This is a genomic window from Streptosporangiales bacterium, assembly GCA_009379825.1.
GTDB lineage: Bacteria > Actinomycetota > Actinomycetes > Streptosporangiales > WHST01 > WHST01.
Map to the genome: position 1 here is coordinate 1 of WHTA01000043.1, position 22,394 is coordinate 22,394.

The 22,394-nt window shown below is 72.3% G+C and carries 19 protein-coding genes and 1 pseudogene; 12 read left to right on the forward strand and 8 right to left on the reverse strand.

The genetic code is table 11. The features are described 5' to 3' along the window. From GEV07_19230 to holA, 6 genes are all read left to right on the forward strand, one after another. Nucleotides 1-118: IS982 family transposase (locus tag GEV07_19230; GenBank protein ID MQA04757.1), on the forward strand; the 118-nt coding region annotated here is incomplete at its 5' end. 46 nt (nucleotides 119-164) lie between these two features. Further along, nucleotides 165-962, forward strand: coding sequence for a pyridoxal-phosphate dependent enzyme (locus tag GEV07_19235; protein ID MQA04758.1), 798 nt, complete (start codon nucleotides 165-167; stop codon nucleotides 960-962). A gap of 671 nt (nucleotides 963-1,633) precedes the next feature. Beyond that, nucleotides 1,634-2,920 carry a ComEA family DNA-binding protein gene (locus GEV07_19240; protein MQA04759.1) on the forward strand — a complete coding sequence of 429 codons (1,287 nt, stop codon included), beginning with the start codon at nucleotides 1,634-1,636 and terminating at the stop codon, nucleotides 2,918-2,920. Next, nucleotides 2,917-5,292 carry a DUF4131 domain-containing protein gene (locus GEV07_19245; GenBank protein ID MQA04760.1) on the forward strand — a complete coding sequence of 792 codons (2,376 nt, stop codon included), beginning with the start codon at nucleotides 2,917-2,919 and terminating at the stop codon, nucleotides 5,290-5,292. The genes GEV07_19240 and GEV07_19245 overlap by 4 nt, the downstream gene beginning before the upstream one ends. A 50-nt stretch (nucleotides 5,293-5,342) precedes the next feature. Then, nucleotides 5,343-5,870, forward strand: coding sequence for a pyridoxamine 5'-phosphate oxidase family protein (locus GEV07_19250; protein ID MQA04761.1), 528 nt, complete (start codon nucleotides 5,343-5,345; stop codon nucleotides 5,868-5,870). A 50-nt stretch (nucleotides 5,871-5,920) separates the two neighbouring features. After that, nucleotides 5,921-6,901: a DNA polymerase III subunit delta gene (gene holA / locus GEV07_19255; protein ID MQA04762.1), complete on the forward strand. Its 981-nt coding sequence runs from the start codon at nucleotides 5,921-5,923 to the stop codon at nucleotides 6,899-6,901. 535 nt (nucleotides 6,902-7,436) lie between these two features. Here holA and rpsT read toward each other — a convergent pair. The 3 genes and pseudogenes from rpsT to GEV07_19270 all read right to left on the reverse strand — a co-directional run bounded on the left by rpsT (nucleotide 7,437) and on the right by GEV07_19270 (nucleotide 9,487). Beyond that, nucleotides 7,437-7,706: a 30S ribosomal protein S20 gene (rpsT, locus tag GEV07_19260; protein ID MQA04763.1), complete on the reverse strand. Its 270-nt coding sequence runs from the start codon at nucleotides 7,704-7,706 to the stop codon at nucleotides 7,437-7,439. A 754-nt stretch (nucleotides 7,707-8,460) separates the two neighbouring features. Further along, nucleotides 8,461-8,553 (reverse strand): annotated as a pseudogene (locus GEV07_19265) (peptidoglycan-binding protein). Beyond that, nucleotides 8,516-9,487: a phosphotransferase gene (locus GEV07_19270; GenBank protein ID MQA04764.1), complete on the reverse strand. Its 972-nt coding sequence runs from the start codon at nucleotides 9,485-9,487 to the stop codon at nucleotides 8,516-8,518. Before GEV07_19270 ends, GEV07_19265 begins: the two are co-directional and overlap by 38 nt. A gap of 7 nt (nucleotides 9,488-9,494) precedes the next feature. Between GEV07_19270 and lepA the strand changes: the two genes are divergently transcribed. Continuing rightward, a complete protein-coding gene (gene lepA / locus GEV07_19275) occupies nucleotides 9,495-11,459 on the forward strand; it encodes an elongation factor 4 (protein ID MQA04765.1) in 1,965 nt (654 codons plus the stop codon). A 40-nt stretch (nucleotides 11,460-11,499) separates the two neighbouring features. Here lepA and GEV07_19280 read toward each other — a convergent pair whose 3' ends face one another. Further along, entirely contained in the window at nucleotides 11,500-13,596 is a 2,097-nt protein-coding gene (locus tag GEV07_19280; GenBank protein ID MQA04766.1) for a DUF839 domain-containing protein, read from the reverse strand. Nucleotides 13,597-13,732: 136 nt separating this feature from the next. Between GEV07_19280 and GEV07_19285 the strand changes: the two genes are divergently transcribed. Further along, complete coding sequence (locus GEV07_19285; protein MQA04767.1) at nucleotides 13,733-14,953, forward strand: coproporphyrinogen III oxidase; 1,221 nt, start codon at nucleotides 13,733-13,735, stop codon at nucleotides 14,951-14,953. A gap of 17 nt (nucleotides 14,954-14,970) precedes the next feature. Here GEV07_19285 and GEV07_19290 read toward each other — a convergent pair whose 3' ends face one another. The 4 genes from GEV07_19290 to GEV07_19305 all read right to left on the reverse strand — a co-directional run bounded on the left by GEV07_19290 (nucleotide 14,971) and on the right by GEV07_19305 (nucleotide 18,834). After that, nucleotides 14,971-15,477: a DUF4870 domain-containing protein gene (locus tag GEV07_19290; protein ID MQA04768.1), complete on the reverse strand. Its 507-nt coding sequence runs from the start codon at nucleotides 15,475-15,477 to the stop codon at nucleotides 14,971-14,973. 67 nt (nucleotides 15,478-15,544) lie between these two features. Continuing rightward, nucleotides 15,545-16,393 (reverse strand): DUF3097 family protein, encoded by an 849-nt coding sequence (locus GEV07_19295; protein MQA04769.1) that lies wholly within the window; start codon nucleotides 16,391-16,393, stop codon nucleotides 15,545-15,547. Between the two features lie 53 nt (nucleotides 16,394-16,446). Further along, the gene (locus tag GEV07_19300; GenBank protein ID MQA04770.1) at nucleotides 16,447-17,217 is read right to left on the reverse strand and encodes a DUF4870 domain-containing protein; all 771 of its coding nucleotides are present in this window, start codon (nucleotides 17,215-17,217) and stop codon (nucleotides 16,447-16,449) included. 1,074 nt (nucleotides 17,218-18,291) lie between these two features. Then, a complete protein-coding gene (locus GEV07_19305; GenBank protein ID MQA04771.1) occupies nucleotides 18,292-18,834 on the reverse strand; it encodes a methylglyoxal synthase in 543 nt (180 codons plus the stop codon). Between the two features lie 122 nt (nucleotides 18,835-18,956). Here GEV07_19305 and hrcA point away from each other — a divergent pair, with 122 nt between their 5' ends. The 4 genes from hrcA to GEV07_19325 are packed head-to-tail and all read left to right on the forward strand — an operon-like array spanning nucleotide 18,957 to nucleotide 22,390. Then, the gene (gene hrcA, locus GEV07_19310; GenBank protein ID MQA04772.1) at nucleotides 18,957-19,973 is read left to right on the forward strand and encodes a heat-inducible transcriptional repressor HrcA; all 1,017 of its coding nucleotides are present in this window, start codon (nucleotides 18,957-18,959) and stop codon (nucleotides 19,971-19,973) included. 29 nt (nucleotides 19,974-20,002) lie between these two features. After that, entirely contained in the window at nucleotides 20,003-21,127 is a 1,125-nt protein-coding gene (dnaJ, locus tag GEV07_19315) for a molecular chaperone DnaJ (GenBank protein ID MQA04773.1), read from the forward strand. 12 nt (nucleotides 21,128-21,139) lie between these two features. Beyond that, nucleotides 21,140-21,874: a 16S rRNA (uracil(1498)-N(3))-methyltransferase gene (locus GEV07_19320; GenBank protein ID MQA04774.1), complete on the forward strand. Its 735-nt coding sequence runs from the start codon at nucleotides 21,140-21,142 to the stop codon at nucleotides 21,872-21,874. Nucleotides 21,875-21,934: 60 nt separating this feature from the next. Beyond that, a complete protein-coding gene (locus GEV07_19325) occupies nucleotides 21,935-22,390 on the forward strand; it encodes an Rrf2 family transcriptional regulator (GenBank protein MQA04775.1) in 456 nt (151 codons plus the stop codon). The last annotated feature ends 4 nt before the right edge of the window (nucleotides 22,391-22,394 follow it).

The following is a 22,394-nucleotide window of genomic DNA, read 5'->3' on the forward strand; positions in this document are numbered from 1 at the left end:
ACCCACCGGAGTCTTCACCCGCATCGCCCAGCGACTCCTCGCCCTCACCTCCGGCATCTGGACCAACTGGACCACCGGCGTCACCAGCAAACGATCACTAACCGCCTACGACCACTGACCAAGGAATCAACCATCTAGGCGCTGCCGTACCGGACGCAATAGTAGTGCTACCAGTCGCCTACGGCGACTGCCTATCCGGCATCCACTGCGGCTTCGCCGACCTCCAAGCAACCGGCCACATCGACCGCGTACCGCGCCTGGTAGCCGTCGAGCTGTTCCACGCCCTAGACCAGGCCCTCACGTCCCTCGCGCCCACTGCGCCCGCCGGGTCCACCGCGCCCGCCGGGTCCACCGCGCCCGCCGCCATTGGCAACCACGGCAACCACTGCGACGACGACCACGGCAGCGGTGGCCAGGGCGGTGCTGGCGCTGAGGGCGTCCACGGCGGTGATGGCGGCGACGGCGTCCACGACGGCCACGGCGGCCACGGCGGCCACGGCGGCCACGGCGGCCACGGCGGCGGTGACGGCCGTACCGACGTCGGTGGCGTCCACGACGGTGGCGGCGGCGAGCCAGCACTTGGGCCGGTGCCGATCACGAGCACGGCGGCGTTCTCCATCGGCGGTCCGTACAACACCCGCCAGGCCGTACAAGCGATCTGCGCGACCGGCGGGCGAGCGGTGCCGGTCACCGAGGAACAGCTGCTCGCCGACCAACGACAGCTGGCAGCGACCGAGGGCCTGTTCGTCGAAGCCGCCTCCGCCGCAACCATCGCGGCCGTCCGCAAGCAAGCCGCGGACGCCTGGCTAGCCCCGCACGAGACCGTCGTCTGCCTACTCACCTCGACGGCCCTGAAGGACCCAGCGTCCGCCGCCTCCCTCCCGACCGCCACTGCCGTCGACCTAGCCCATACCACCCCCGCCGCCGCGCTCGACGCCCTGGACCGCAAGCACGTGCACTAGCCAGTCTCTCCACGCTGCGCGGACGTGCGGTTGCCCACACGTCCGCGCCCGCCAGCGCTGGCTCTGGGCTGTCCGCGCGTCCCGCGCCGCCCGTAATGCCTGCCGAGCCCACGGTGCCCGTCGACCGCGCCCGCCAGCGCTGGGTCGTGGGCTGTCCGTCGCTCCGCGCCGCGGTAGTGCTTGCCCGGGCCGCGGTAGCCGTCGGCCTCGTCGCCCGCGCCGGCTGTGGTGCTTGGCGAGTCCACGATTCGCGTCGGCCGCGTTTGCTCGTGCCGGCCGTTGTGCTTGACGAACCCACGGTGCCCGTCGACCGCGTCTGCCCGCGCCGGCCGTGGGCTGTCTGCCGTTCCGCGCCACCGTAGTGCTTGCCCGGGCCGCGGTAGCCGTTGGCCTCGTCGCCCGCGCCGGCTGTGGATTTGTCCCTGCCTCCCGACCGTGGTGTTCGCCCGAGCCCCTCTGGCTCGCGACTTCGCCCACCACCCCGACGGCCGCGCTCGACGCCTCCGACCCCACAGCGCCCTAGCCCCCACGCTGGCACCGGGTCGACTCACGTCCCGCACTGGTCGTCGTGCTGAACTCCTCGATTCGAGGGGCACCACTCGCCGGCGCGGCCGTCCACAGGTTCTCCGCGGCCCCTTGGGTCGCACCGTCCGGCTGCCGATGTCACGGGTATGCCAGGGAAGAAGACTGAGCGCGCAACCTCCCGGGTGAATCGGGTGATGCCGGCGGCTGCCACCGGTTGGCTGCCGGCCGAGGCGGTTACAGAGCCTGCGGCCGGTGCTACGACTCGCGGCAAGCTGCGTGCAGAACCGGAGCCACAACTACCTCGACGCACCCACGCCGCCCCGCCCGCCGCGGCACGCCGGGGTGACCGCAACGGTTCGGACGGTGTGGCGCATGGGGGCGGTGATGGCTCGCCTGGCAGGGCGCGCCGGGGCGGCCCCAACGGACCGTCCGGCGTGGCCCGTCGGGGCCGCGCCGACCCGCCTGCAGAGGCGCGCCAGGGTGCTCGCAACGGTTCGGACGGTGTGGCCGATGGTCGTGATGACTCGCCTGGCAAGGTGCGCCGGGGCGGCCGCAACGGTTCGGACGGTGTGGCCGATGGTCGTGATGACTCGCCTGGCAAGGTGCGCCGGGGCGGCCGCAACGGTTCGGACGGTGTGGCGCCTCGGGGCCGCGACAACCCGCGCAGCGAGCCACCCCCCGACGTTCCGCCAGACGAGGCCCGCCGGGACGACCAGGTTGAGCCGCCGGGCCGACGGCGCCCGGCCCACGCGCCGGGGCCCGACCTCCGCACTGCCGTCCGTACGGCGGTCGCGGCCAAGCTGCCGGCCACGCTGCGCGGCGCGAGGTACAGCCCCGGCAGGCGGGGCTGGCGTGCGCTGGTCGTGGTCGCACTGCTGGCCGCGCTCATCAGTGGCGGCCTGTGGTGGCGGGGCAGGTCGGTACCTGCCGAGGTGCCGCCAGTGACCGCCGCGACCAGCCAAGCCCCGGCGTCGAGCACATCGTCCGCGCCGGCGAAGCGGATCGTCGTCGACGTCGCGGGCAAGGTACGCCGTCCCGGCATCGTGCGCCTGCCGGCGGGGTCACGCGTCATCGACGCGATCCGTGCGGCGGGTGGACTGCGCCCGGGCGCCAAGACCGTCGGGCTCAACCTGGCGCGCAAACTGTCCGACGGCGAGCAGATCCTCGTCGACGTGCCTGCCGCAGTGTCCCAGGCCGCTACCGTGCCGCCAGGTACCGGCGGGCCGGCGGGCACGGCCGGGCCGAAGATCGACCTCAACGCCGCCGATCTGACCCAGCTCGAGGAGTTGCCCGGTGTCGGTCCTGTCCTGGCGCAACGCATCATCGACTACCGCACCAAACACGGCGGCTTCCAGGCCGTCAACGAACTGAAGGACGTGTCCGGCATCGGTCCGGCGCGTTATGCCGACATCTCGTCGCGGGTGCAGGTATGAGCACTACGCGTGGATTGGGGGTGGTGCCGAGCCAGGTACCGGACCTACGCCTCGGCGGTGCGGCCGTGGCAGGTTGGCTGGTCGCCCTGGGCTTGCTCGGCACGTCCGCCGGCACCGCCATCGCGGTGAGCATCGTGGGGGTGATCGTGACGGTGGCCACGCGAGTGTTGTTGCGGTCCCGGCCACGGCTGCGGTGGTCGGTCCCGGCGGTCCTCGCCTGTGCCACGGCAGCCGCGGCGTGCACGGCTGCGCACCTGGCGGTGCTCGGCTCCGGGCCGATACCGCGGTGGGCCGCGGCTGGGAGCAGTGTCCACGCCGAGCTCGTCGTCTCCGGCGACCCCATGCTGGTCAAGGAGAAGCCTGCCGCGAGCTGGCAGCGGCGCTCGGTCACGGTCCGCGCGAGCCTCCGGCGGGTAGCGCGGCAGGGGGACGCCTACACCGGCCGGCAGCCGGTGCTGGTGATCACCAGCGAACCGGGTTGGCGACGGCTCACGCCCGGCCAGCGGCTGAGGGTGACGGGAACGCTGGCGAGGCCGCTGGACGACGGCACGTTCGCTGCGGTGCTCTACGCGCGGTCGCCGCCGCGGCCGGTGGGGCGACCGCCACCGGTGCAGCGGGTCGCCGCCGGTTTGCGGGCCGGGTTGCGCGACGCGGTTGGCGTGCTGCCGGGAGAGGCGCGCGGGCTGATACCTGGCCTGGTGGTCGGCGACACCTCGTTGCTGTCGACGCGGCTGGAGGACGAGTTCCGCCGGACGGGGCTGACGCACCTGCTGGCAGTCTCCGGCTCCAACCTCGCCATCGTCACCGGCGCGATTGTGTTGGCGGGACGCTGGTTGGTGCTGTCGCCACGGTTGCTCGCCGGGTTGGCGGCAGGCGGCATCATCGGCTTCGTCGTGCTCGCTCGTCCCGAACCGAGCGTGCTGCGCGCGGCGGTCATGGGGGGGATCGGGCTGCTGGCACTCGGCTACGGGCGACCCCGGCGAAGTCTGCCTGCCTTGTTCACCGCGGTACTCGTGCTGGTCTACGCCGACCCTGCCCTGGCCCGGTCCTTCGGGTTCGCGTTGTCGGTGTTCGCGACGTTCGGGTTGATCGTGCTGGCTCCGCCGTGGCGCGATTGGTTGGTGGCGCGCGGTGTGCCGCGGCTGTTGGCCGAGGCGATCGCGGTACCGGCCGCTGCCCAGGCCATGTGCGGGCCGGTGATCGTGCTGCTCGCCGGACAGGTCAACGTGCTCGCGGTGCTGGCGAACCTGCTGGCAGCACCCGCCGTCGCGCCGATCACCGTGCTCGGCGTGGTCGTCACCCTGGTGCACCCGGTCCTGCCCGGCGTCGCCGAGCTGCTGGCCTGGTGCGCGTGGCTACCGGCGTGGTGGGTCGTCCAGGTGGCGAGGAACGCGGCTGCCGTGCCCTGGGCTGCGGTGGACTGGCACGGCGGGGTGCTCGGTGCGGTGGGCCTGGCGGCCCTCACCGTGGCCGTGTTCGTGCTGGCGCCACACCGGATGGTGCGCGCGCTGGTCGCGGCGGCGCTCGTCGGGGCGCTGACGGTGGTCGGCACCGTGCACCTGGTGGCACCGGCATGGCCGCCGAAGGGCTGGCGGGTCGTGGCGTGTGACGTCGGGCAGGGCGACGGCCTGGTGCTCCGGGTGGCCGACGGCAGCGCCGTCGTGGTCGACACCGGGCCCGAGTCGGCGCCGATCCGGACGTGTCTCGACCGGCTGCGGATACGGCAGGTGCCGCTGGTGTTGGTCAGCCACCTGCACGCGGACCACGTCGCCGGCCTGGCCGGCGTGCTGGCCGGCCGCAGTGTCGGAACGGTGGTGACCACGCCGCTCGGGCACCCGCAGGAACAGTGGCGGCAGCTGCGCCGCTCGACGGCGCGCGCCGATGTCGAGCTGCACCGGGCGACGGCGGGTACGGGCTGGCAGCTGCCGGGCCTGCGCCTGCAGGTGTTGTGGCCGGAGCCCGGGGTGGTGGGCGTCGACAGCGCGGGGGAGAACGATGCGAGCCTCGTCGTGCGGGCCAGCTGGCCCGGGCTCACCATGCTGCTCACCGGTGACATCGAACCGGACGCGCAGCGACGGTTGCGCGCCGCCGGTGTCGAGCTGCGCGCCGACGTACTGAAGGTGCCGCATCACGGTTCGGCCCGGCAGGATCCCGGGTTCCTCACTGCGACCCGTTCGCGCGTGGCGGTGATCTCCGCGGGCGCGGACAACGCGTACGGCCATCCGGCCGCTCGCACGCTGCGTTCGCTGCGCCTGCGACGGATGCGCGTACTGCGTACCGACCGCGGTGGCGACGTGGCGGTGGTCCGTACGTCCAGCGGACAGCTCGCGGTCGTGACGCGCGGTGGCACGGCTGCTGCGGCCGACCCGTGACGATGTCCGTGTGGGGTTGGATTGTCGGTGCCGTGCGACAGGCTGAGGGGATGTTCGAAACCCAAGCCGAGCTCGACGAACTTCAGCAGCTACTCGACAAGTCGTTGGCGCGCTCGACGGCGCACCTGCAGTCCATCGTCCGACCGGACCGGTCGCTGACGGCTGCACAGCTGGTGCGGGTCAGTCAGGGCATGTGCACGCTCGCGCTGTCCACGGTCACCGCCGCCGGGGAGCCGCGGATCAGCGGCGTGGACGGTCACTTCCTGCACGGTCGCTGGGTATTCGGCACCGAGAGGTCCGCGGCGAAGTCTCGGCACCTGGCGGCGCGTCCGGCGGCGAGCGCAGCACACCTGCGCGGTGACGACCTCGGCCTGTTCGCCCACGGCGTGGTCGAGACGCTGAACCCCACCGATGGCGCGGAGGATGCAGAGTGGCCGGCCGTACTCGACTACGTCACCGAGTACTACGGCGAGTCGCCGATGGGGTGGGGTGACGTTGTCTACTACCGGCTGCGTCCGCAGTGGATGGTGGCGTACGGCGATCCGGCGAAGCTGTTCGAGGACGCCGAGGTCGCGTAGCTACTGACGCAGGTGGCCGTGCGGTCGGTGCCGCGTGGGATGCTTGGCCCGTGGCCGCTACCCGCGACGATCCGCTCGCTCCCGTGACCCTCGTGACCGGTGGTGAGGAGCTACTGGTCGACCGTGCCGTCGCCGAGGTGGTCGGCGCGGTGCGCAAGCGGGACCCGGGCGCGGAGGTGCACGAGCTGACCGCCGGTGAGCTGGAGCCCGGACGGTTGACCGAGCTGGCCAGCCCGTCCCTGTTCGGGGAGCCCCGCGTCCTCGTGGTGCGCGGCACCGAGACCTTGGGCAAGGACCTCACCGCTGAGCTGACCGAGTTGCTGCAGCAGTCGGCGGACGACGTGACGGTCGTGATCGTCCATGCCGGCGGCAACCGCGGCAAGGCCGTGCTCGAGCTGGCCGACGGGGCAAGCGCGCGGCGGGTGGACTGCCAGCCGGTGAAGCGGCAGGCGGACCGGTTGAAGTTCGTCGCTGCGGAAGTGCGCCGGCTGGGCAGCACGTTGACCGACGACGGGGCGCGGGCACTGATCGACGCGGTCGGCGCCGACCTGCGCGAGCTCGCGCAGGCGTGCTCCCAGCTGGTCGCGGACTCGGACACCGCGAAGATCGACGCGAACGTCGTCGCCAGGTACTACACAGGACGGGCCGAGGCGACCAGTTTCACCGTCGCCGACCGGGCGCTCGAGGGTCGTGCTGCGGATGCTCTCGAGCAGCTGCGCTGGGCGATGGCGGTCGGGGTGGCGCCGGTGCTCGTCACCGGTGCGCTGGCGCAGAGCATGCGGTCACTCGTCCAGGTGCGTGCGGCGGGCGCGAAGCGTCCCGCTGACCTGGCCAAGGAGCTCGGCATGCCGCCGTGGAAGGTCGACCGGGTGCGTAAGCAGGTGCGCGGATGGACCGATGACGCGATAGCCCGCGCGATCCATGCGGTGGCAGAGGCGGACGCCCAGGTCAAGGGCGAGGCCGCGGACGCGTCGTACGCCCTGGAACGCGCAGTGGTGACGATCGCGCGGTGCGCGCGTACAGCAGGCTGACGCCCCGCGGGTCTGGCGCTCCGCGCGTCTGGGCCCCGGCGAGGCGACCGGCAGCGGTGAGTCCCGGTGGGTGGAGTCGCTGGCGGTGAGGTTGCTAGTAGTCGGGCGGCCTGGTGGTCGAGCTGGGCTCCGGGCGGGGTGACCCGGCAGCGGTGAATTCCGGGGTGGGTTCGCTGGTAACGGGCTTGCTAGGAGTGTCGGGCGGCCTGGTGGTCGATCTGGGCCCGCGGGGGTGACCCGGCAGCGGTGAAGTCCCGGGGCGTGCTCGCCGGCAGTGACCTTGCTAGAAGTGTCGGGCGGCCTGGTGGTCGAGCTGGCCCCGGCGTCGGCGAGCTGAGCCCGACCCGGTTTCGGGCGATGCCGCTGTAGTCACTGACCGGATAGCCGCACGTTTCACGCGGAGGCCGGGCGGGATGGCCGGGTCGGGGCGGTGAGCCACGCAGCAGTGCAGCTGTCCGCGGGGCTGAGATGACCGGGCCGGGCTGATCGCGCTCGGGGTGCGCGCCGTACCGATGAGCCGGGGCGGGCGTGCGCCTTACTTGCTGGCGAGCACGTTGGCCTGCTTGACCAGGGCGGACTTGCGGTTCGCGGCCTGGTTCTTGTGGATGACGCCCTTGCTCGCGGCCTTGTCGAGGCTGCGGGTGGCGGTACGCAGCAGGGTGTTCGCCTGCTCGACGTCACCGGCCTCGGCGGCTGCGCGGAACCTGCGCACCGATGTCCGCAGCGCGGAGCGCACGGCCTTGTTGCGCTGCCGTGCGGCCTCGTTCTGCTTGTTCCGCTTGATCTGCGACTTGATGTTCGCCACGCGCGAGCCTTCGGTGTGATCGTCGGTAAGGAGGACAAACGTGGCGAGAGCCACGCGTTGAGCAAGATTACCAGCGCCGCGTTGCCGACCCAAAATCGGGCCCACGCCCCCCCGCCACCAAGCGACCGCGGCCGCTGGCTCGGGCTGGGCTCGGCCTCACCACTGGCCTGCGGTCACCACTGGTCCTGCGTTGTCCGTTGTGCGCACCGGGCGGCCCGGCCCACCACAGCGGGCCCCGCCGGCCGCGGTGCCGTTGGCCCAAGCCAGGCTTGCTCACCGCCCAGCCCGCGGGGCTCGAGGTGGGCGACCAGTCGACGGGGGCCCGCTGTCCCGCCGAAGGTGGGGTAGGGCCGCCATCAGCGATGCGGCTCGCCATCGCCAGTTGACCGGCGTGAGCGGTTCCCACGCCGTCGGCGGTCCACGGGCCGCCCTAGGACGGCGCGGCTCGCCATCGCCAGTTGACCGGCGCAACGGTTCCCACAACCATCGGCGGTCCGCCGGCCCGCCCCCAGGGAGGGCGCGGCTCGCCACGGCCAGGTCCCGTCCATGGTGGCCCAAGGTGGGCCTGTCGGCTCGGAGGGCTTTCGCGGCGAGGTTGCGGGGTCCACCGGTCCCGTCCATGGTGGCCCAAGGCGGGCCTGTCGGCTCGGAGGGCTCCCGCCGCGAGGTCGTCGGGTTCGCCGGGCCGCGCCGGCCCCACACAGCCGTTGCCCTGCCGGTCGCGGTGCCGCTGCCCAAGGGGCCCGTCGGCTCGAAGGCCCGCCGCGAAGTCGTCGGGCCGGGTCGGGCGGGCCGGGCCGGCTGGGGGCTCAGGGCCAGGTGGGTAGGCGGGCGCGGAGCCAGGTGGTGGCGGTGTGTGCGTACGCGCGCTGGAACGGGCGGATGGTGGGTAAGCCGGGCGGGGCCGGCTGGCGGCAGCGTTGCTCGAACATGGCCGCCGCCGCGAGGACGGCCCACGTGATGTCCTCGCGGTCGACCGTACGGGTCAGGGGGTGTTCGGCGAGTAGGCGCTCGACGTCGTGGCCGCCGTGGGCCTGGACTTCGAGCATCAGGTACGTCGGGTCCAGCCAGCCGGGGCCGGTGCCGGCGTTCGCCCAGTCGAGCACGCAGACGTCGCCGGACGGGGTGAGTAGGAGGTTGTCGGCGCGTATGTCCAGGTGGACGAGCGCGGTGCCGTCCGGCGCCGGGCGCTGCGCCCACGCCACCAGGTCCGGCAGGTGCTGGCGCAGCCACGGGTCGAGGTCGGTCGGTGGGTCGGCGGCCAGCTCCTGCCAGAGGTTCGCCATGGCCGCCAACTCCGCGCCGAGGGAATAGCAGTCCGGCACCGGGTTCGGGTCGAGCAGCTCGCCGAGCTCGGTGACCGTGTCGAGCACCAGGGCTAGCTCGTCGGCCTGCCACGGTAGCCGCGGCTGGCGGCCCTCGACGTCCTCGAAGGCCAGCACCACCCAGGTGCCGTCGTCGTAGCTGCCGAGCAGCCGGGGCACGCTCGGGTGCGCCGGCAGCGCCTGCACGATGCGGCCCTCGTAGCGGTACATCCGCACCGAGTCGGTGTTCATCGACGAGCTGACGGCCTTCGCGAACGCGCGGCTGCCGTCCGCGCACACCAGCCGCACCGCGGCGCCGGGGGAGAACCCGCCGAGCTGGGCGTGGCTCTCCACCACCGGCGAACCCAGCACGCCGGCGAGCCAGTCGTGCGCCGGCCGCGGCACCTGCGACCAGGCGGCGCGCACGCCGGCGGCCACCGGCGGGACGCGGGCGGACAACCGGGGCGCGTTCGACATACCTGCCATGATCCGGGCCGGTCGGCGGCCGGCTCAACCGAATTCCGCCCCCGCTACGGGTGTCCGGCCGGCTTGCCGAACACCGCATCGCGACTCGTGGGACCATGGGTACGTTCACACCATCCCGTACCGGAGGATCGCCGACACCACCGTGCCGAAGACGACCGATCCCGCGCGCATCCGCAACTTCTCCATCATCGCGCACATCGACCACGGCAAGTCGACTCTCGCCGACCGCATGCTCCAGCTCACCGGCGTGGTCGACGACCGGTCGATGCGCGCGCAGTACCTCGACCGGATGGACATCGAGCGCGAGCGCGGCATCACCATCAAGTCGCAGGCGGTACGCCTGCCGTGGTCCGTCGACGGCGACGAGTACGTACTCAACCTCATCGACACGCCCGGGCACGTCGACTTCAGCTACGAGGTGTCCAGGTCGCTGGCGGCCTGCGAGGGCGCGGTGCTGCTCGTCGACGCGGCGCAGGGCATCGAAGCGCAGACGCTGGCCAACCTCTACCTCGCCGTCGAGGGCGACCTGCACATCATCCCCGTGCTGAACAAGATCGACCTGCCGGCTGCCGACCCGCAGCGGTACGCGGAGGAGATCGCGCACGTGCTCGGCGGCAGCCCGGACGACGTGCTGCGGGTCTCCGGCAAGACCGGTGACGGGGTGCGCGAGCTGCTCGACCTGATCGTCACCGAGACGCCGCCACCGGTCGGCGACCCGGACGCGCCGGCGCGGGCGATGATCTTTGACTCCGTCTACGACACGTACCGCGGGGTGGTGACGTACGTGCGGATGGTCGACGGTTACCTCGCCAGCCGCGAGCGCGTGCGGATGATGGCGACCACCGCGACCCACGACACGCTCGAGGTCGGGGTGATCTCGCCGGAGCCGAAAGCGACCGAGGGGCTCGGCGTCGGCGAGGTGGGCTACCTGATCACCGGCGTCAAGGACGTCCGCCAGTCGAAGGTCGGCGACACGGTGACCTCGGCGCGCCGCCAGGCCGAGCAGCCGCTGCCCGGCTACCGGGAAGCCAAGCCGATGGTGTTCGCCGGGCTCTACCCGGTCGACGGCGACCAGTACTCGACGCTGCGCGAGGAGCTCGACAAGCTGCGGCTGAACGACGCCGCGCTGGCGTACGAGCCGGAGACGTCGGCGGCTCTCGGGTTCGGCTTCCGTTGCGGGTTCCTCGGCCTGCTGCACATGGAGATCGTGCGAGAGCGGCTGGAGCGCGAGGCCGGGTTGACGCTCATCTCCACCGCACCCAATGTGTCGTACAACGTGGTGCTCGAGGACGACAGCAGGCACGTGGTCACCAACCCGAGCGAGTTCCCCGAGGGCAAGGTCGCCGCGGTGTACGAGCCGGTGGTGCGCGCGACACTGTTGCTGCCCAGCGAATACGTCGGCGCGGTGATGGAGCTCTGCCAGGCGCGGCGCGGGGTGCTGCTCGGCATGGAGTACCTGTCGCCGGAGCGCGTGGAGATCCGCTACACGCTGCCGCTTGCGGAGATCATCTTCGACTTCTACGACCAGCTGAAGTCACGCACCCGCGGCTACGCGTCGTTGGACTACGAGGCCGCCGACGAACAGGCCGCCGACCTGGTTCGGGTGGACATCCTGCTGCACGGCCAGCAGGTGGACGCGTTCAGCGCCATCGTGCACAAAGACAAGGCGTACCCGTACGGCGTGGAGATGACCAAGCGGCTGCGCAAGCTCATCCCGCGGCAGCAGTTCGAGGTGCCGATCCAGGCCAGCATCGGCTCGCGGATCATCGCCAGGGAGAACATCCGGGCGATGCGGAAGGACGTGCTTGCGAAGTGCTACGGCGGCGACATCACCAGGAAGCGCAAGCTGCTGGAGAAGCAGCGCGAGGGCAAGCGCAAGATGAAGACCGTCGGCAGCGTGGACATCCCGCAGGAAGCCTTCATCGCCGCCCTTTCCAGCGACTCCGACGACGACAAGAAGTAGCCCGGCCCCCGACGAGACGTCGGGAACCGGGCCCTCGTGGTCAGGAACCGATGCGGCCGCCTTCGGTGTGCCAGACGTTGATGACGGCGGGCCGTGCGTAGTCGCCGTCCGGCCAGGTGCTCGCCGGCTCGTCGAAGCTGGCGCCGTCGACCTCACCGGGGTGCTGCACGGCGATGAACGCGGTGCGGGCGTCGTCGGTGATCCACGGTCCGCAGGTCTCCGCGCCCACCGGCACGGTGAGGAGCTGCTTCACGTAGCCGCGCTCGTCGCCCTCCAGCGGCACGGCGAAGAACCCGTCGTTCTTCTCCAGCGCGTTGCCGTCGGTGGAGATCCAGAGGTTGCCCGCCGGGTCGAACGCGACGTTGTCCGGGCAGGAGATCGGCGAGACCTTCGTCTTGTCGAAGCCGGCGTAGTACGACGACTCGTCCGCCGGGTCGCCGCACACCAGCGGCAGCGACCAGGTGAACTTGGTCGACGTCGGGTCGTTGTTCGCCTCGGTCAGCTCGAGCACCTGGCCGTGCTTGTTCTCGTTGCGCGGCGCGACCTCGGTGGCCTCCGGGTTGCCCTCGGTGCCCCGTTCGGAGTTGTTGGTCAGGGCCGCGTACACCTTGCCGGTCGTCGGGTGCGGCTCGACGTCCTCCGGCCGGTCCATCTCCGTGGCGCCGACCTTGTCCGCGGCCAGCCTGGTGTGCACGGCCACCTCGGCGGCGGACATCCCGGGCACGTGCGAGGTGTCGCCGTCGACGAGCAGGATCCACTCGCCGGTGCCGTCGAACGCGCCGTCGGACGGCAGCGTGCCCGAACCGTCGATCTCGTCCGCGGAGGTGTACGCGAACCTCGCGACGTACAGCGCACCGGACGTCAGCAGCGTCTTGTTGTGCTCCCGCGCTGCCTTGCTGTCGCCGCTGCGCATCCGCCCGCTCGACACGAACTTGTACAGGTAGTCGAAGCGCTCGTCGTCGCCCATGTAGGCGACGGCGCGGTCGTTGGGCGCGAGCCGGATGTTGGCGCCCTCGTGCTTGAACCGGCCGAGCGCGGTGTGCTTCACCGGCCTGGCGTTCGAGTCGTACGGGTCGATCTCCACGATGTAGCCGAACCGGTTCGCCTCGTGCGGCTCCTCGGTGAGGTCGAACCGCTTGTCGACGCTGTCCCACTTCCGGTTGTCGTCCGGGTACCGCACCGAGGTGTCGAGCCCGTAGCGCTCGAGCGCTTCCTTGTCGTCGTCGGGCACGCCGTCGGCGCCGATGAAGTACTGGTCGAAGTTCTCCTCGCCGGAGAGCACGGTGCCCCACGGGGTGACGCCGCCGGCGCAGTTGTTCAGCATGCCGAAGACGACCATCCCCTTGGGGTCGGCGTTGGTCTTCACCAGGTCGGAGCCGGCGGCGGGGCCGGTCAGCTTGAACGGCGTGCGGGCATGGATCCGGCGGTTGTACTTCTTCGCCTGCTTCGGTGCGACCAGCTGCCACTCACCGGTGTCGCCGGACCGCTCGAGCTCCACGATGGCCATCCCGTGGGCGAGCATGGCGATCAGCTTCTGCTGGTTGGTGGCGTCGTCGTGGCTGGTCCAGCCGGGGAACATCAGTTCCTCGTTGGTGTACTCGTGGTTCACCGCCAGCAGTGCGCTGTCGTCGCCGCCGAGGCGCAGGAAGCCGATGAAGTCGTTGTTGTAGCCGAACTGCATGGCCTGGGCCGCCGGCGACTGGTTCTGCGGGTCGAAGGCGGGCGCCCCCGGCAGGATCGGCTCGCCCCACCGGACGAGCACCGCGTGCTCGTAGCCGTCGGCCACGGTGACGGCGTCGTCGGTGTTCGGCGGGACCGGCTCGAAGGTCAGCGCGGAGCCGCTCGCCACGGTGCGCGAGGTGCCGGGCGCCGCGGCTGCGGCGGGCAGGCCGAGGCTGCCGGCGAACCCCGCGGCGACGGTGCCGGCCACGGACAGCCGCAGCACGTTGCGCCGGGACAGCCGGTTGGCCACGACCTCGGTGACCAGGTCGCCGAAGTACTCGTTGCCCGACTTGTTCGGTGCCGGGTGGGAGCACGCGTTGCCGCAGCGGTACCTGCAGGTCATCGCGCTGCGCCTGCCGTAGTGCGGGACACTGTCGACCAGTGGTAGCAGCTTCTTCTCCGGCTGTCCGTTCACTGCAGGCTCCTCGACTTCTCGGTAGGTGAACCTCGCGCAGCGTAGGGAGTGCGTATGAGCACCCGACGGCAGAGGAGTGAACGGTGGGCAAAGTGGACACTCCGCAACTACCGCCGCACAGTGCGACTATAGGACGATGCCTTCCGCTGCGCCCAGTGGTGAATCCGTGCCCACCGACGGCGCGTTACCGGAATCCGCCCTCGCCAGCGTGGGACGGCGCCCGTTCGGCGTCTACGTGCACGTACCGTACTGTGCCCGCCGCTGCGGCTACTGTGATTTCAATACCTATACGGCCGCGGAGCTCGGCGGCGGCGCGTCGCGGCAGGAGTACGCGGCCGTGGCCGAGCAGGAGATCCGCCTCGCCAGGAAGCTGCTCGGCGACGCGGACATCGAGGCGACCACGGTCTTCTTCGGCGGTGGCACGCCGACGCTGTTGCCGGCCGCCGATCTCGCCCGGCTGCTCGCCGCCGTACGCGCCGAGTTCGGGCTCGCGCCGGATGCCGAGGTCACCACGGAGGCGAACCCGGACTCCGTCGACGAGGAGTCGCTCGCCGGCCTGGCGGCCGCCGGCTTCACCCGGGTGTCGTTCGGTATGCAGTCCGCGGTGCCGCACGTGCTCGACGTGCTCGACCGCACCCACCGCCCGGACGGGGTGCCGCAGGCGGTGCAGTGGGCGCGCGCCGCGGGCATCGGCGGCATCAACCTGGACCTGATCTACGGTGCGCCGGGCGAGTCCGCCGCCGACTGGCAGTGCAGTCTCGACGCCGCCATCGCCATGCGTCCCGACCACCTGTCCGCGTACGCGCTCGTCGTCGAGGACGGCACCCAGCTGGCCGCCCGGGTGCGCCGCGGCGAGCTGTCGCCGCCTGACGACGACGTGCTCGCCGATCGCTACCTCCAGGCGGACGAGACGCTCGGCCGGGCCGGCCTGCACTGGTACGAGGTGTCGAACTGGGCGACCGGCGAGCGGCAGCGCAGCCGGCACAACCAGCTGTACTGGTCCGGCGCGGACTGGTGGGGCGTCGGGCCGGGCGCGCACAGCCACGTCGGCGGCACCCGGTGGTGGAACGTGCGGCACCCGCGGGCGTACGCGCAGCGGCTGCTCGAGGGCGGGACGCCGGCGATGGCTCGCGAGGTGCTCGACGACGAGGCGCAGCGGGTGGAGCGGGTGATGCTCGGCGTACGGACTGTGGACGGCCTGCCGCTGGCCGAGCTGGACGCGCCGGCCGCGGAGCGCGCCGCCCGCGCGGTGTCCGCGGGCCTCGCCGACGCCGCCGCGTACCAGGAAGGCCGGCTGGTGCTCACCGTCCGCGGCCGCCTGCTGGCCGACGCGCTGGTTCGCGACCTGGTCGGCTGACCGTGCCAGGCCTGCCGTCAGTTGCGGATGAACGGGATGGCGATCGGGTAGACGTAGTCCTCGCCGCGGTTGGCGGCTACGGCCGCCAGGATGGAGAACACGATGCTGACCGCGGCCGCCGCAAGCATCACCAGGTACCCCACGAAGATGACGCTCAGCACGCTGCCACCCACCCACGCGATGAGCAGCGTCAGCTGGAAGTTCAACGCCTGCGCGCCGTGCCGGCCGAGGAACACCGACCGGTCCTTGTAGACCAGGTAGATGATCAGCGGCACGACGAAGCTGAACAGCAACCCGCCGAGGTGGCACAGCAGGCCCCAGGTGCGCTCGTCCTGCGGGCTCACCGGCGGCTGCGCGTAGCCCGGCGGTGGCGGGCCCGGCTGCCAGGGTCCGTACTGGCCGCCCGGGGGCCCGTAGCCGGGCGGCGGCCCGTAGCCGGGTGGCGGTCCCTGCCCGTAACCCGGTGGTGGGCCCTGCCCGTAGCCAGGCTGCTCCGGATCTGGCGGGCTACTGCCCTCCGACATCAGGTGTCCCCTCGGTACGAACGCGTCGTTGCCGGCGAGTCTACGGCGCTGCGGGTGCGCCGCGGTCTCATTCGCCGGTTTCGTCCGGGCCGACGGTGACGAAGTCGATCAGCTCCTCCACCACGGCGAGCAGCGCGGGTTCGAGGTCCACGTACGTCTGCACCTTGTCGAGGATCCGCTGCCACGCCTGGCCGATGTCCGCGGCATCCTCGGCCGGCCAGCCGAACGCGTGGCAGATGCCGGTCTTCCAGTCGGTGCCGCGCGGTATCTCCGGCCACTGCGGGATGCCGAGCACCCGCGGCCGCACGGCCTGCCAGATGTCCACGAACGGGTGCCCGACGACGAGCACGTGCGGAGACGTCACGGCAGCCGCGATCCGGCTCTCCTTGGAGCCGGTGACCAGGTGGTCGAGCAGCACGCCGATCCGGCGGTGCGGGCCCGGCTGCACGTCCGCGATCGCCTCGGCGAGGTCGTCGATGCCATGCAGCGGCTCGACCACCACGCCGGCCACCCGTAGGTCGTGTCCCCAGACGCGTTCGACCAGCTCACCGTCGTGCACACCCTCGACGAGGATGCGGCTCGCCCGCGCGATGCGGGCGCGGTGGTCGGTGACGGCGATCGAGCCGGACGCCGACCTGGCCGGCTGCTTCGGGGCCGCCGCGGCGGGGCGGGTGATGGCCACCGGCGCGCCGTCGACCAGGTAGCCGTGCCCCCACGGGAAGTTCCGCCGCTTGCCGTGCCTGTCCTCGAGGACCATGGCGTCCTTCGACCAGTCGACGACGGCGCCGCAGAAGCCGTCGCCCACCTCCTCGACGACCAGCCCGGGCTCCGCAGGAACCTCGGGGACCTGTCGCTTGGCTGCCCGCCGCCAGTCACCGGCGAGCACATCGGTTCCGTAATCCTTGCTGTGCCGCACCACGCCGCCGACATTAACCCGAGCGCGGCGGCGACCGGCCGAGGCGCGCTGGCCTACGCCACGAACCGCACGGTGAACGGGTAGTGGTACTCGGCGCCGGCCTCCGCGGCCATGGCGGCCTGGATGCCGAAGACCAGGCCGACGATCCAGACCGGGACGAGGACCAGGTAGCCGGTGAACAGCACCCCGACGATCGCCGCGCCGACGTAGCCGAGCGCCAGCGTGAGCTGGAAGTTGACGGCCTCCGCGGAGTGCATCCGCGCGAACGTCGAGCCGCGGCGTGCGACCAGGTAGACGAGCGCGGGCAGCAGGCAGCCGCTCAGCACGCCGCCCAGGTGGACGAGGAACGCGGCGGTGCGGCCGGGTGCCTGCCGGGCGGGCGGCGCGGAGTAGCGCGCCCGGCGCACCGAGGTGCGGTGGCCGAGCTCGTCCGGTGCCGCGACGTCGTCGGTGTCCGGGACGTCGAGGTGGTCGTCCGGCGGTGGCCACGCCTCGACCGGCCGCGGCCGCGGTGCCGTCAGCGGCGCTGCCCCGGTGTCGACGAGCTCGTACACCGCGTGCCGGTCGGGTGCGGGGGCGTGGGCGTCCCGGTGCTGCGGCGGTGCCGTGTAGGCGAGCGCCTCCTGGTCGTAGAGCAGGTACGCCGTCTGGCCGTCGCGGGCCTCGGCCGGCAGCGGCCGGCCACCGTGCCCGGTGTCGAGCGGCGCCTCCGGCACGTGCAGGGCGGACGTGTGCAGCCTCGGCGCCGACTGCCTGTTGCCGCGCCACGCCGCGGGGAACCGTCCGGTCGCCGGCTGTTCCGTCGCCGGATGCGCGGTAGGCACCTGCGGGTGCCCGGGCCCCGGGGGCTCCGCCTGCGGCGCCGGCGGGACTGCGGGAGCCGCCGTGCCGGCGTCGGCGACCGGCGCGCCCGGCGGCGGGCCGGCGGCAACTGCGGGCCGTACCCCGGCCCAGCCCGCGGGCTGCGACCCGGTGGACCCGGCCGGTCCGCCGGTCGTCGCCGGCGCGGCGGGCTGGCGCCCGGCGGGTCCGGCGCTCGCCGGCGGCACGGCCGGTTGCGGCCCAGTGGTCCCTGCCCGGTGCGACCCCGGCGGTACGGCGGGCTGCGGGCCGGTGGAGTCGGCGCGGTGCGACCGCGGCGGTACGGCGGGCTGCGGGCCGGTGGAGTCGGCGCGGGGCCGGCCGGGCGGTACGGCTGGCTGGGGTCCGGTGGACCCGGTGTGCTGTGGCCCGGTGGCGTCGGGGGGTCCGGTGGTCGCCGGGGGTACGGCTGGTTGCGGGCCGGTGGTGCCAGTCCCGTGCCGGCCGGGCGGTACGGCTGGCTGGGGTCCGGTGGACCCGGTGTGCTGTGGCCCGGTGGCGTCGGGGGGTCCGGTGGTCGCCGGGGGCACGGCCGGCTGCGGGCCGGTGGACCGGCCCGGTGGGGCGGGCGGCACCGGGCGTGGTGGCATCGCCGACGTGGGGGCGGTCGGGGGGCCGGTGTCCGTCCAGCCCGGGCGCGGTGGGGTCGACCCCGTCGGTCGGGGTGGCAGCGGGGGCGGCGTCGGGGCGCGGTGGCCCGACGCCGGACGGGCGGGCTCGGCTACGCCGAGGGCGTTGAACCTCGGCGCCGGTGCGTCCTGGTCCTGCGAAGCGTCCTGGTCCTGCGAGGCGCCGGAGGGTCGCTCCTGGGCAGGGTCGGATTCCCCGGCCCTGTCGGGAAGGTGGCGCTCGGTCATCGTGGTTGGGGCTCCCGCGTAACTGTTGCTCGTCCGAGCCTAGTGCTTTCCCGGGCAGCGTCCAGTGCCCGTCGACGGACGCAACGGGCAGCCCGGACGTTTGTGGCGTTTCGCCCTGACGGTACGCAGCCAGGGGTGCACGTACCGCTACGGTCGCGACGGCCAGGACGGCCGGGACGGTCAGCGCGCGGCGGCGACCTCCGTCGCCACCTGGTGCCGGTCGCCGAGCTCGGGGAGCACCCGCTGGTATCCGCTGGTCAGCAGCGGGGAGGAGATCATCAGGTCGGCGCTGGCGAGGTTGCAGGCGACGCCGATGTTCCACACCGCCGCCAGCCGGAGCAGTGCCTTCACGTCCGGGTCGTGCGGCTGCGGTTCCAGCGGGTCCCAGAAGAAGACGAGCAGGTCGATGACGTTCTCGGCGATCTTTGCGCCGATCTGTTGGTCACCGCCCACTGGGCCGCTGAGGAACCTGGTCACCGGCAGGCCGAGCTCGTACTCGAGCATGGTGCCCGTGGTGCCGGTCGCGTACAGATGGTGTTCGGCCAGGGTTTGCCTGTTGAACTCGGCCCACTGCAGCAGCTCGACCTTCTTGTTGTCGTGCGCCACCATCGCGATGTGCCTGGCGGTGGCCTTCGTGGGTGCGTGATCGTTGTGTTCCACGCTGCCAGTCTCCGAGGTAGCCGGGGGCAGCTGCGTGAACGGCGTGCTACGTGTCCGTAACATGATCCCGCCGGCTCGCGGACCTACCCTCGGTAACGGCGGGCACCGCGGAATCGCCGTAGACTGGCACTCGAAAACGACGAGTGCCAGTCGGTTGGCGTGCCGGGGCGGGAGGAGGTGACCAGGTGGTCGACGAGCGCAAGCTCGACGTCCTGCGAGCGATCGTGCAGGACTACGTGCAGACCCAGGAGCCGGTCGGCTCCAAGGCTCTGGTCGAGCGGCACGAGCTGAACGTCTCCTCCGCGACGGTACGCAACGACATGGCGGCGCTTGAGGAGGACGGGTACATCGCCCAGCCGCACACCAGCGCCGGGCGGATCCCGACCGACAAGGGTTACCGGCTGTTCGTCGACCGGCTGATGGACGTGAAGCCGCTGTCGGGCGCGGAGCGCCGCGCCATCCAGCGGTTCCTCGACGGCGCGCTCGACCTGGACGACATCGTCAGCCGCACCGTGCGGATGCTCGCCCAGGTGACCAGGCAGGTCGCCGTGGTGCAGTACCCGCTGCTGGTGACCGCCGTCGTGCGGCACGTCGAGGTGGTGTCGCTCACCGACACCAGGTTGCTCGTCGTCGCCATCGCGGACACCGGTCGGGTCGACCAGCGGATCGTGGAGCTGTACGAGCCGACCGACAAGGAGACCGTCGACGTCATCAGGCATCGGCTGAACCACGTGGTCGTCGGGGCCAAGCTGAGCGAGGTACCGGACCGGCTCGCCGACTTCGCGGAGGGTTTCGCCGAGCCGGACCGCACGGTGGTGACCGCCGTGCTCTCGGCGTTGCTCGAGACGCTCGTGGAGCGTCACGAGGAGCGGGTGGCGGTCGGCGGCACGGCGAACCTGTCGCAGTTCGCCGTCGAGTACCCGCAGGCGATCCATCCGGTGCTCGAGGCGCTGGAGGAGCACGTCGTGCTGATGAAGTTGCTCGGTGAGGCCACCAATCCGGCGCTCACCGTGCGGATCGGGCAGGAGAACAAGCTGGCAGGCTTGCATGCGACGTCGGTCGTGTCGATGGGCTACGGTGTCGGAGACGAACCGGTCGCGAAGCTGGGCGTGATCGGGCCGACTCGGATGGACTATCCAGGCACGGTGGGCGCCGTTCGAGCAGTGGCGCAGTACGTCAGCAGGATTCTGGCGGGCAGTTGAGCCATCCCTGATGTGAAAGATCGTGGCTAGTGGCAAGTGATTACTACGCGGTGCTCGGCGTCCGGAAGGACGCGACCAGCGACGAGATCAAGAAGGCGTACCGTCGGCTCGCACGTGACCTGCACCCCGACCGCAACCCGGACCAGGAGACCCAGGAGCGGTTCAAGGAGATCACCGTCGCCTACGAGGTGCTCTCCGACCCGCAGAAGCGGCGCACGTACGACATGGGCGGGGAACCGTTCGCAGGTGCCGCCGCCGGTGCGGGCGGCTTCGCCGGGTTCCCGTTCAGCGACATCATGGACGCCTTCTTCGGCGGCGGCGCGGGCGCCGGCCGCGGCCCGAAGCCACGTACGCAACGGGGCCGCAACGCCCAGGTGAGGTTGCAGGTCGACCTGGCCGAGGCCGCGTTCGGCACGACCCGCGAGCTGCAGGTCGAGACGGCTCAGCTCTGCAACACCTGCGGGGGTGCCGGCACCGCGCCTGGCACGCACCCGGAGACCTGTGACATGTGCAACGGTCGCGGTGAGGTCAGCCAGGTCACCCGGTCGTTCCTCGGCCAGATGATGACGTCGCGCGCGTGCCCGCAGTGCGCCGGCTTCGGCACGGTGATCAAGTCGCCGTGCGCCGAGTGCGACGGCGACGGCCGGGTGCGGGTGCGCAAGCCGCTCACCGTGGAGATCCCCGCCGGCGTGGAGACCGGGAAGTTCGTGCAGCTGCGCGGCGAGGGCGAGGTCGGGCCTGGCGGTGGCCCGCCCGGTGACCTGTTCATCGAGATCGTCGAGCGCCCGCACCCGGTGTTCCAGCGCAAGGGCGACGACCTGCACTGCACCGTCGAGGTGCCGATGACGTCGGCCGCGCTCGGCGCGAGCGTGGAGCTGGAGACCCTCGACGGCGTCGAGGAGGTCACCATCCGCCCCGGCACCCAGGCGGGGGAGGTCGTGCAGCTGCGCGGCAAGGGTGTGACGCACCTCGGCCGCAGTGAACGCGGCGACATCCTCATCCACGTCAACGTGGTGACCCCGAACCGGCTCGACGAGCGGCAGCGCAAGCTGCTGGACGAGCTGTCGAAGCTGCGCGGCGAGGAAGGCAAGATCCGGGTCGAGCCGGGGCAGCAGGGCTTCTTCTCGAAGCTGCGCGACGCGTTCAGCAGGTAGCGACGCGTCGTCGTGTCGACCCCGCCGCTGTTTCACGTCGAGACCGATCAGCTGCATGCCGACACGGTCGTGCTCGACGGTCCAGAGGGCAGGCACGCGGCGCGGGTGCGCCGGCTCACGCCGGGCGAGCGGGTGTTCCTCGCCGACGGCCGCGGCCTGCGGGCCCTGTGCGAGGTGACGGCCGTGGACCGCGACACCGTCAGCTGTGCCGTGCTCGAGCGCGCCGAGGAGGCCAGGTCGCGCCCGTGGCTGGTGGTCGTGCAGGCGCTGGCCAAGGGGGACCGCGCGGAGCAGGCGATCGAGACGATGACCGAGGTCGGCGTCGACGAGATCGTGCCCTGGCAGGCGGACCGGTGCGTGGTGCGGTGGCGCGACGACCGGGTCGCGAAGTCGACGGCGCGGTGGCGTACGACGGCGGCCGCGGCGGCGAAGCAGGCGCGGCGGGCGTGGACGCCCGTGGTCGCCGAGGTGGCGGAGACTGCGGACGTGGCGCGCCGGGTCTCGGCGGCCGCGCTCGCCGTCGTCCTCGACGCCGAGGGCGCGCCGCCGACCGACCTGGCCGTGCCCGCCGACGGCGAGGTCGTGCTCGTCGTGGGCCCGGAAGGCGGCCTCACTGCGGACGAGATGGGCACGCTGCTCGACGCCGGCGCCCGCTGCCTGCGCCTCGGCCCGACGGTGCTCCGCAGCGCCACGGCGGGGACCGTCGCGGCCGCCACGGTGCTCGCCCGCAGCCCGCGTTGGGCGTAATCCGCGCCGCCAGCAGAGGGGCGGGCCGGCAATCCCCACCCGGGAGTGCAGAATGAGCACGTGCATATTTCCGCGCGGGTCGACTATGCGATGCGGGCACTCGTGGTGCTCGCGAGTTCCGAGAACGAACGGCTGAGCTGTGAGGCGCTCGCCGAGGCGCAGCAGATCCCGGCTAGGTTCCTCGAGGGCATCCTGAACCAGCTCCGCAGGGCCGGCATCGTGGTCAGCCGCAGGGGGAACGAGGGCGGCTACCTGCTCGGCCGGCCGGCGCGGGAGATCATGGTGGCCGACGTGATCAGGGCACTGGACGGCCCGCTGGCCGAGGTGCGTGGCATGCGCCCCGAGCAGAGCGAGTACAAGGGTCCGGTGGAGCCGCTGAAGACCGTCTGGGTGGCCGCCCGCGCGAGCCTGCGCGGCGTGCTCGACCACGTCTCGGTCGCCGACATCGCGACCGGTCGGCTGCCCAAGAAGGTCGAGCGGCTCGCCAACTCCCCGGAGGCCTGGGCGGTCCGCTAGCTAC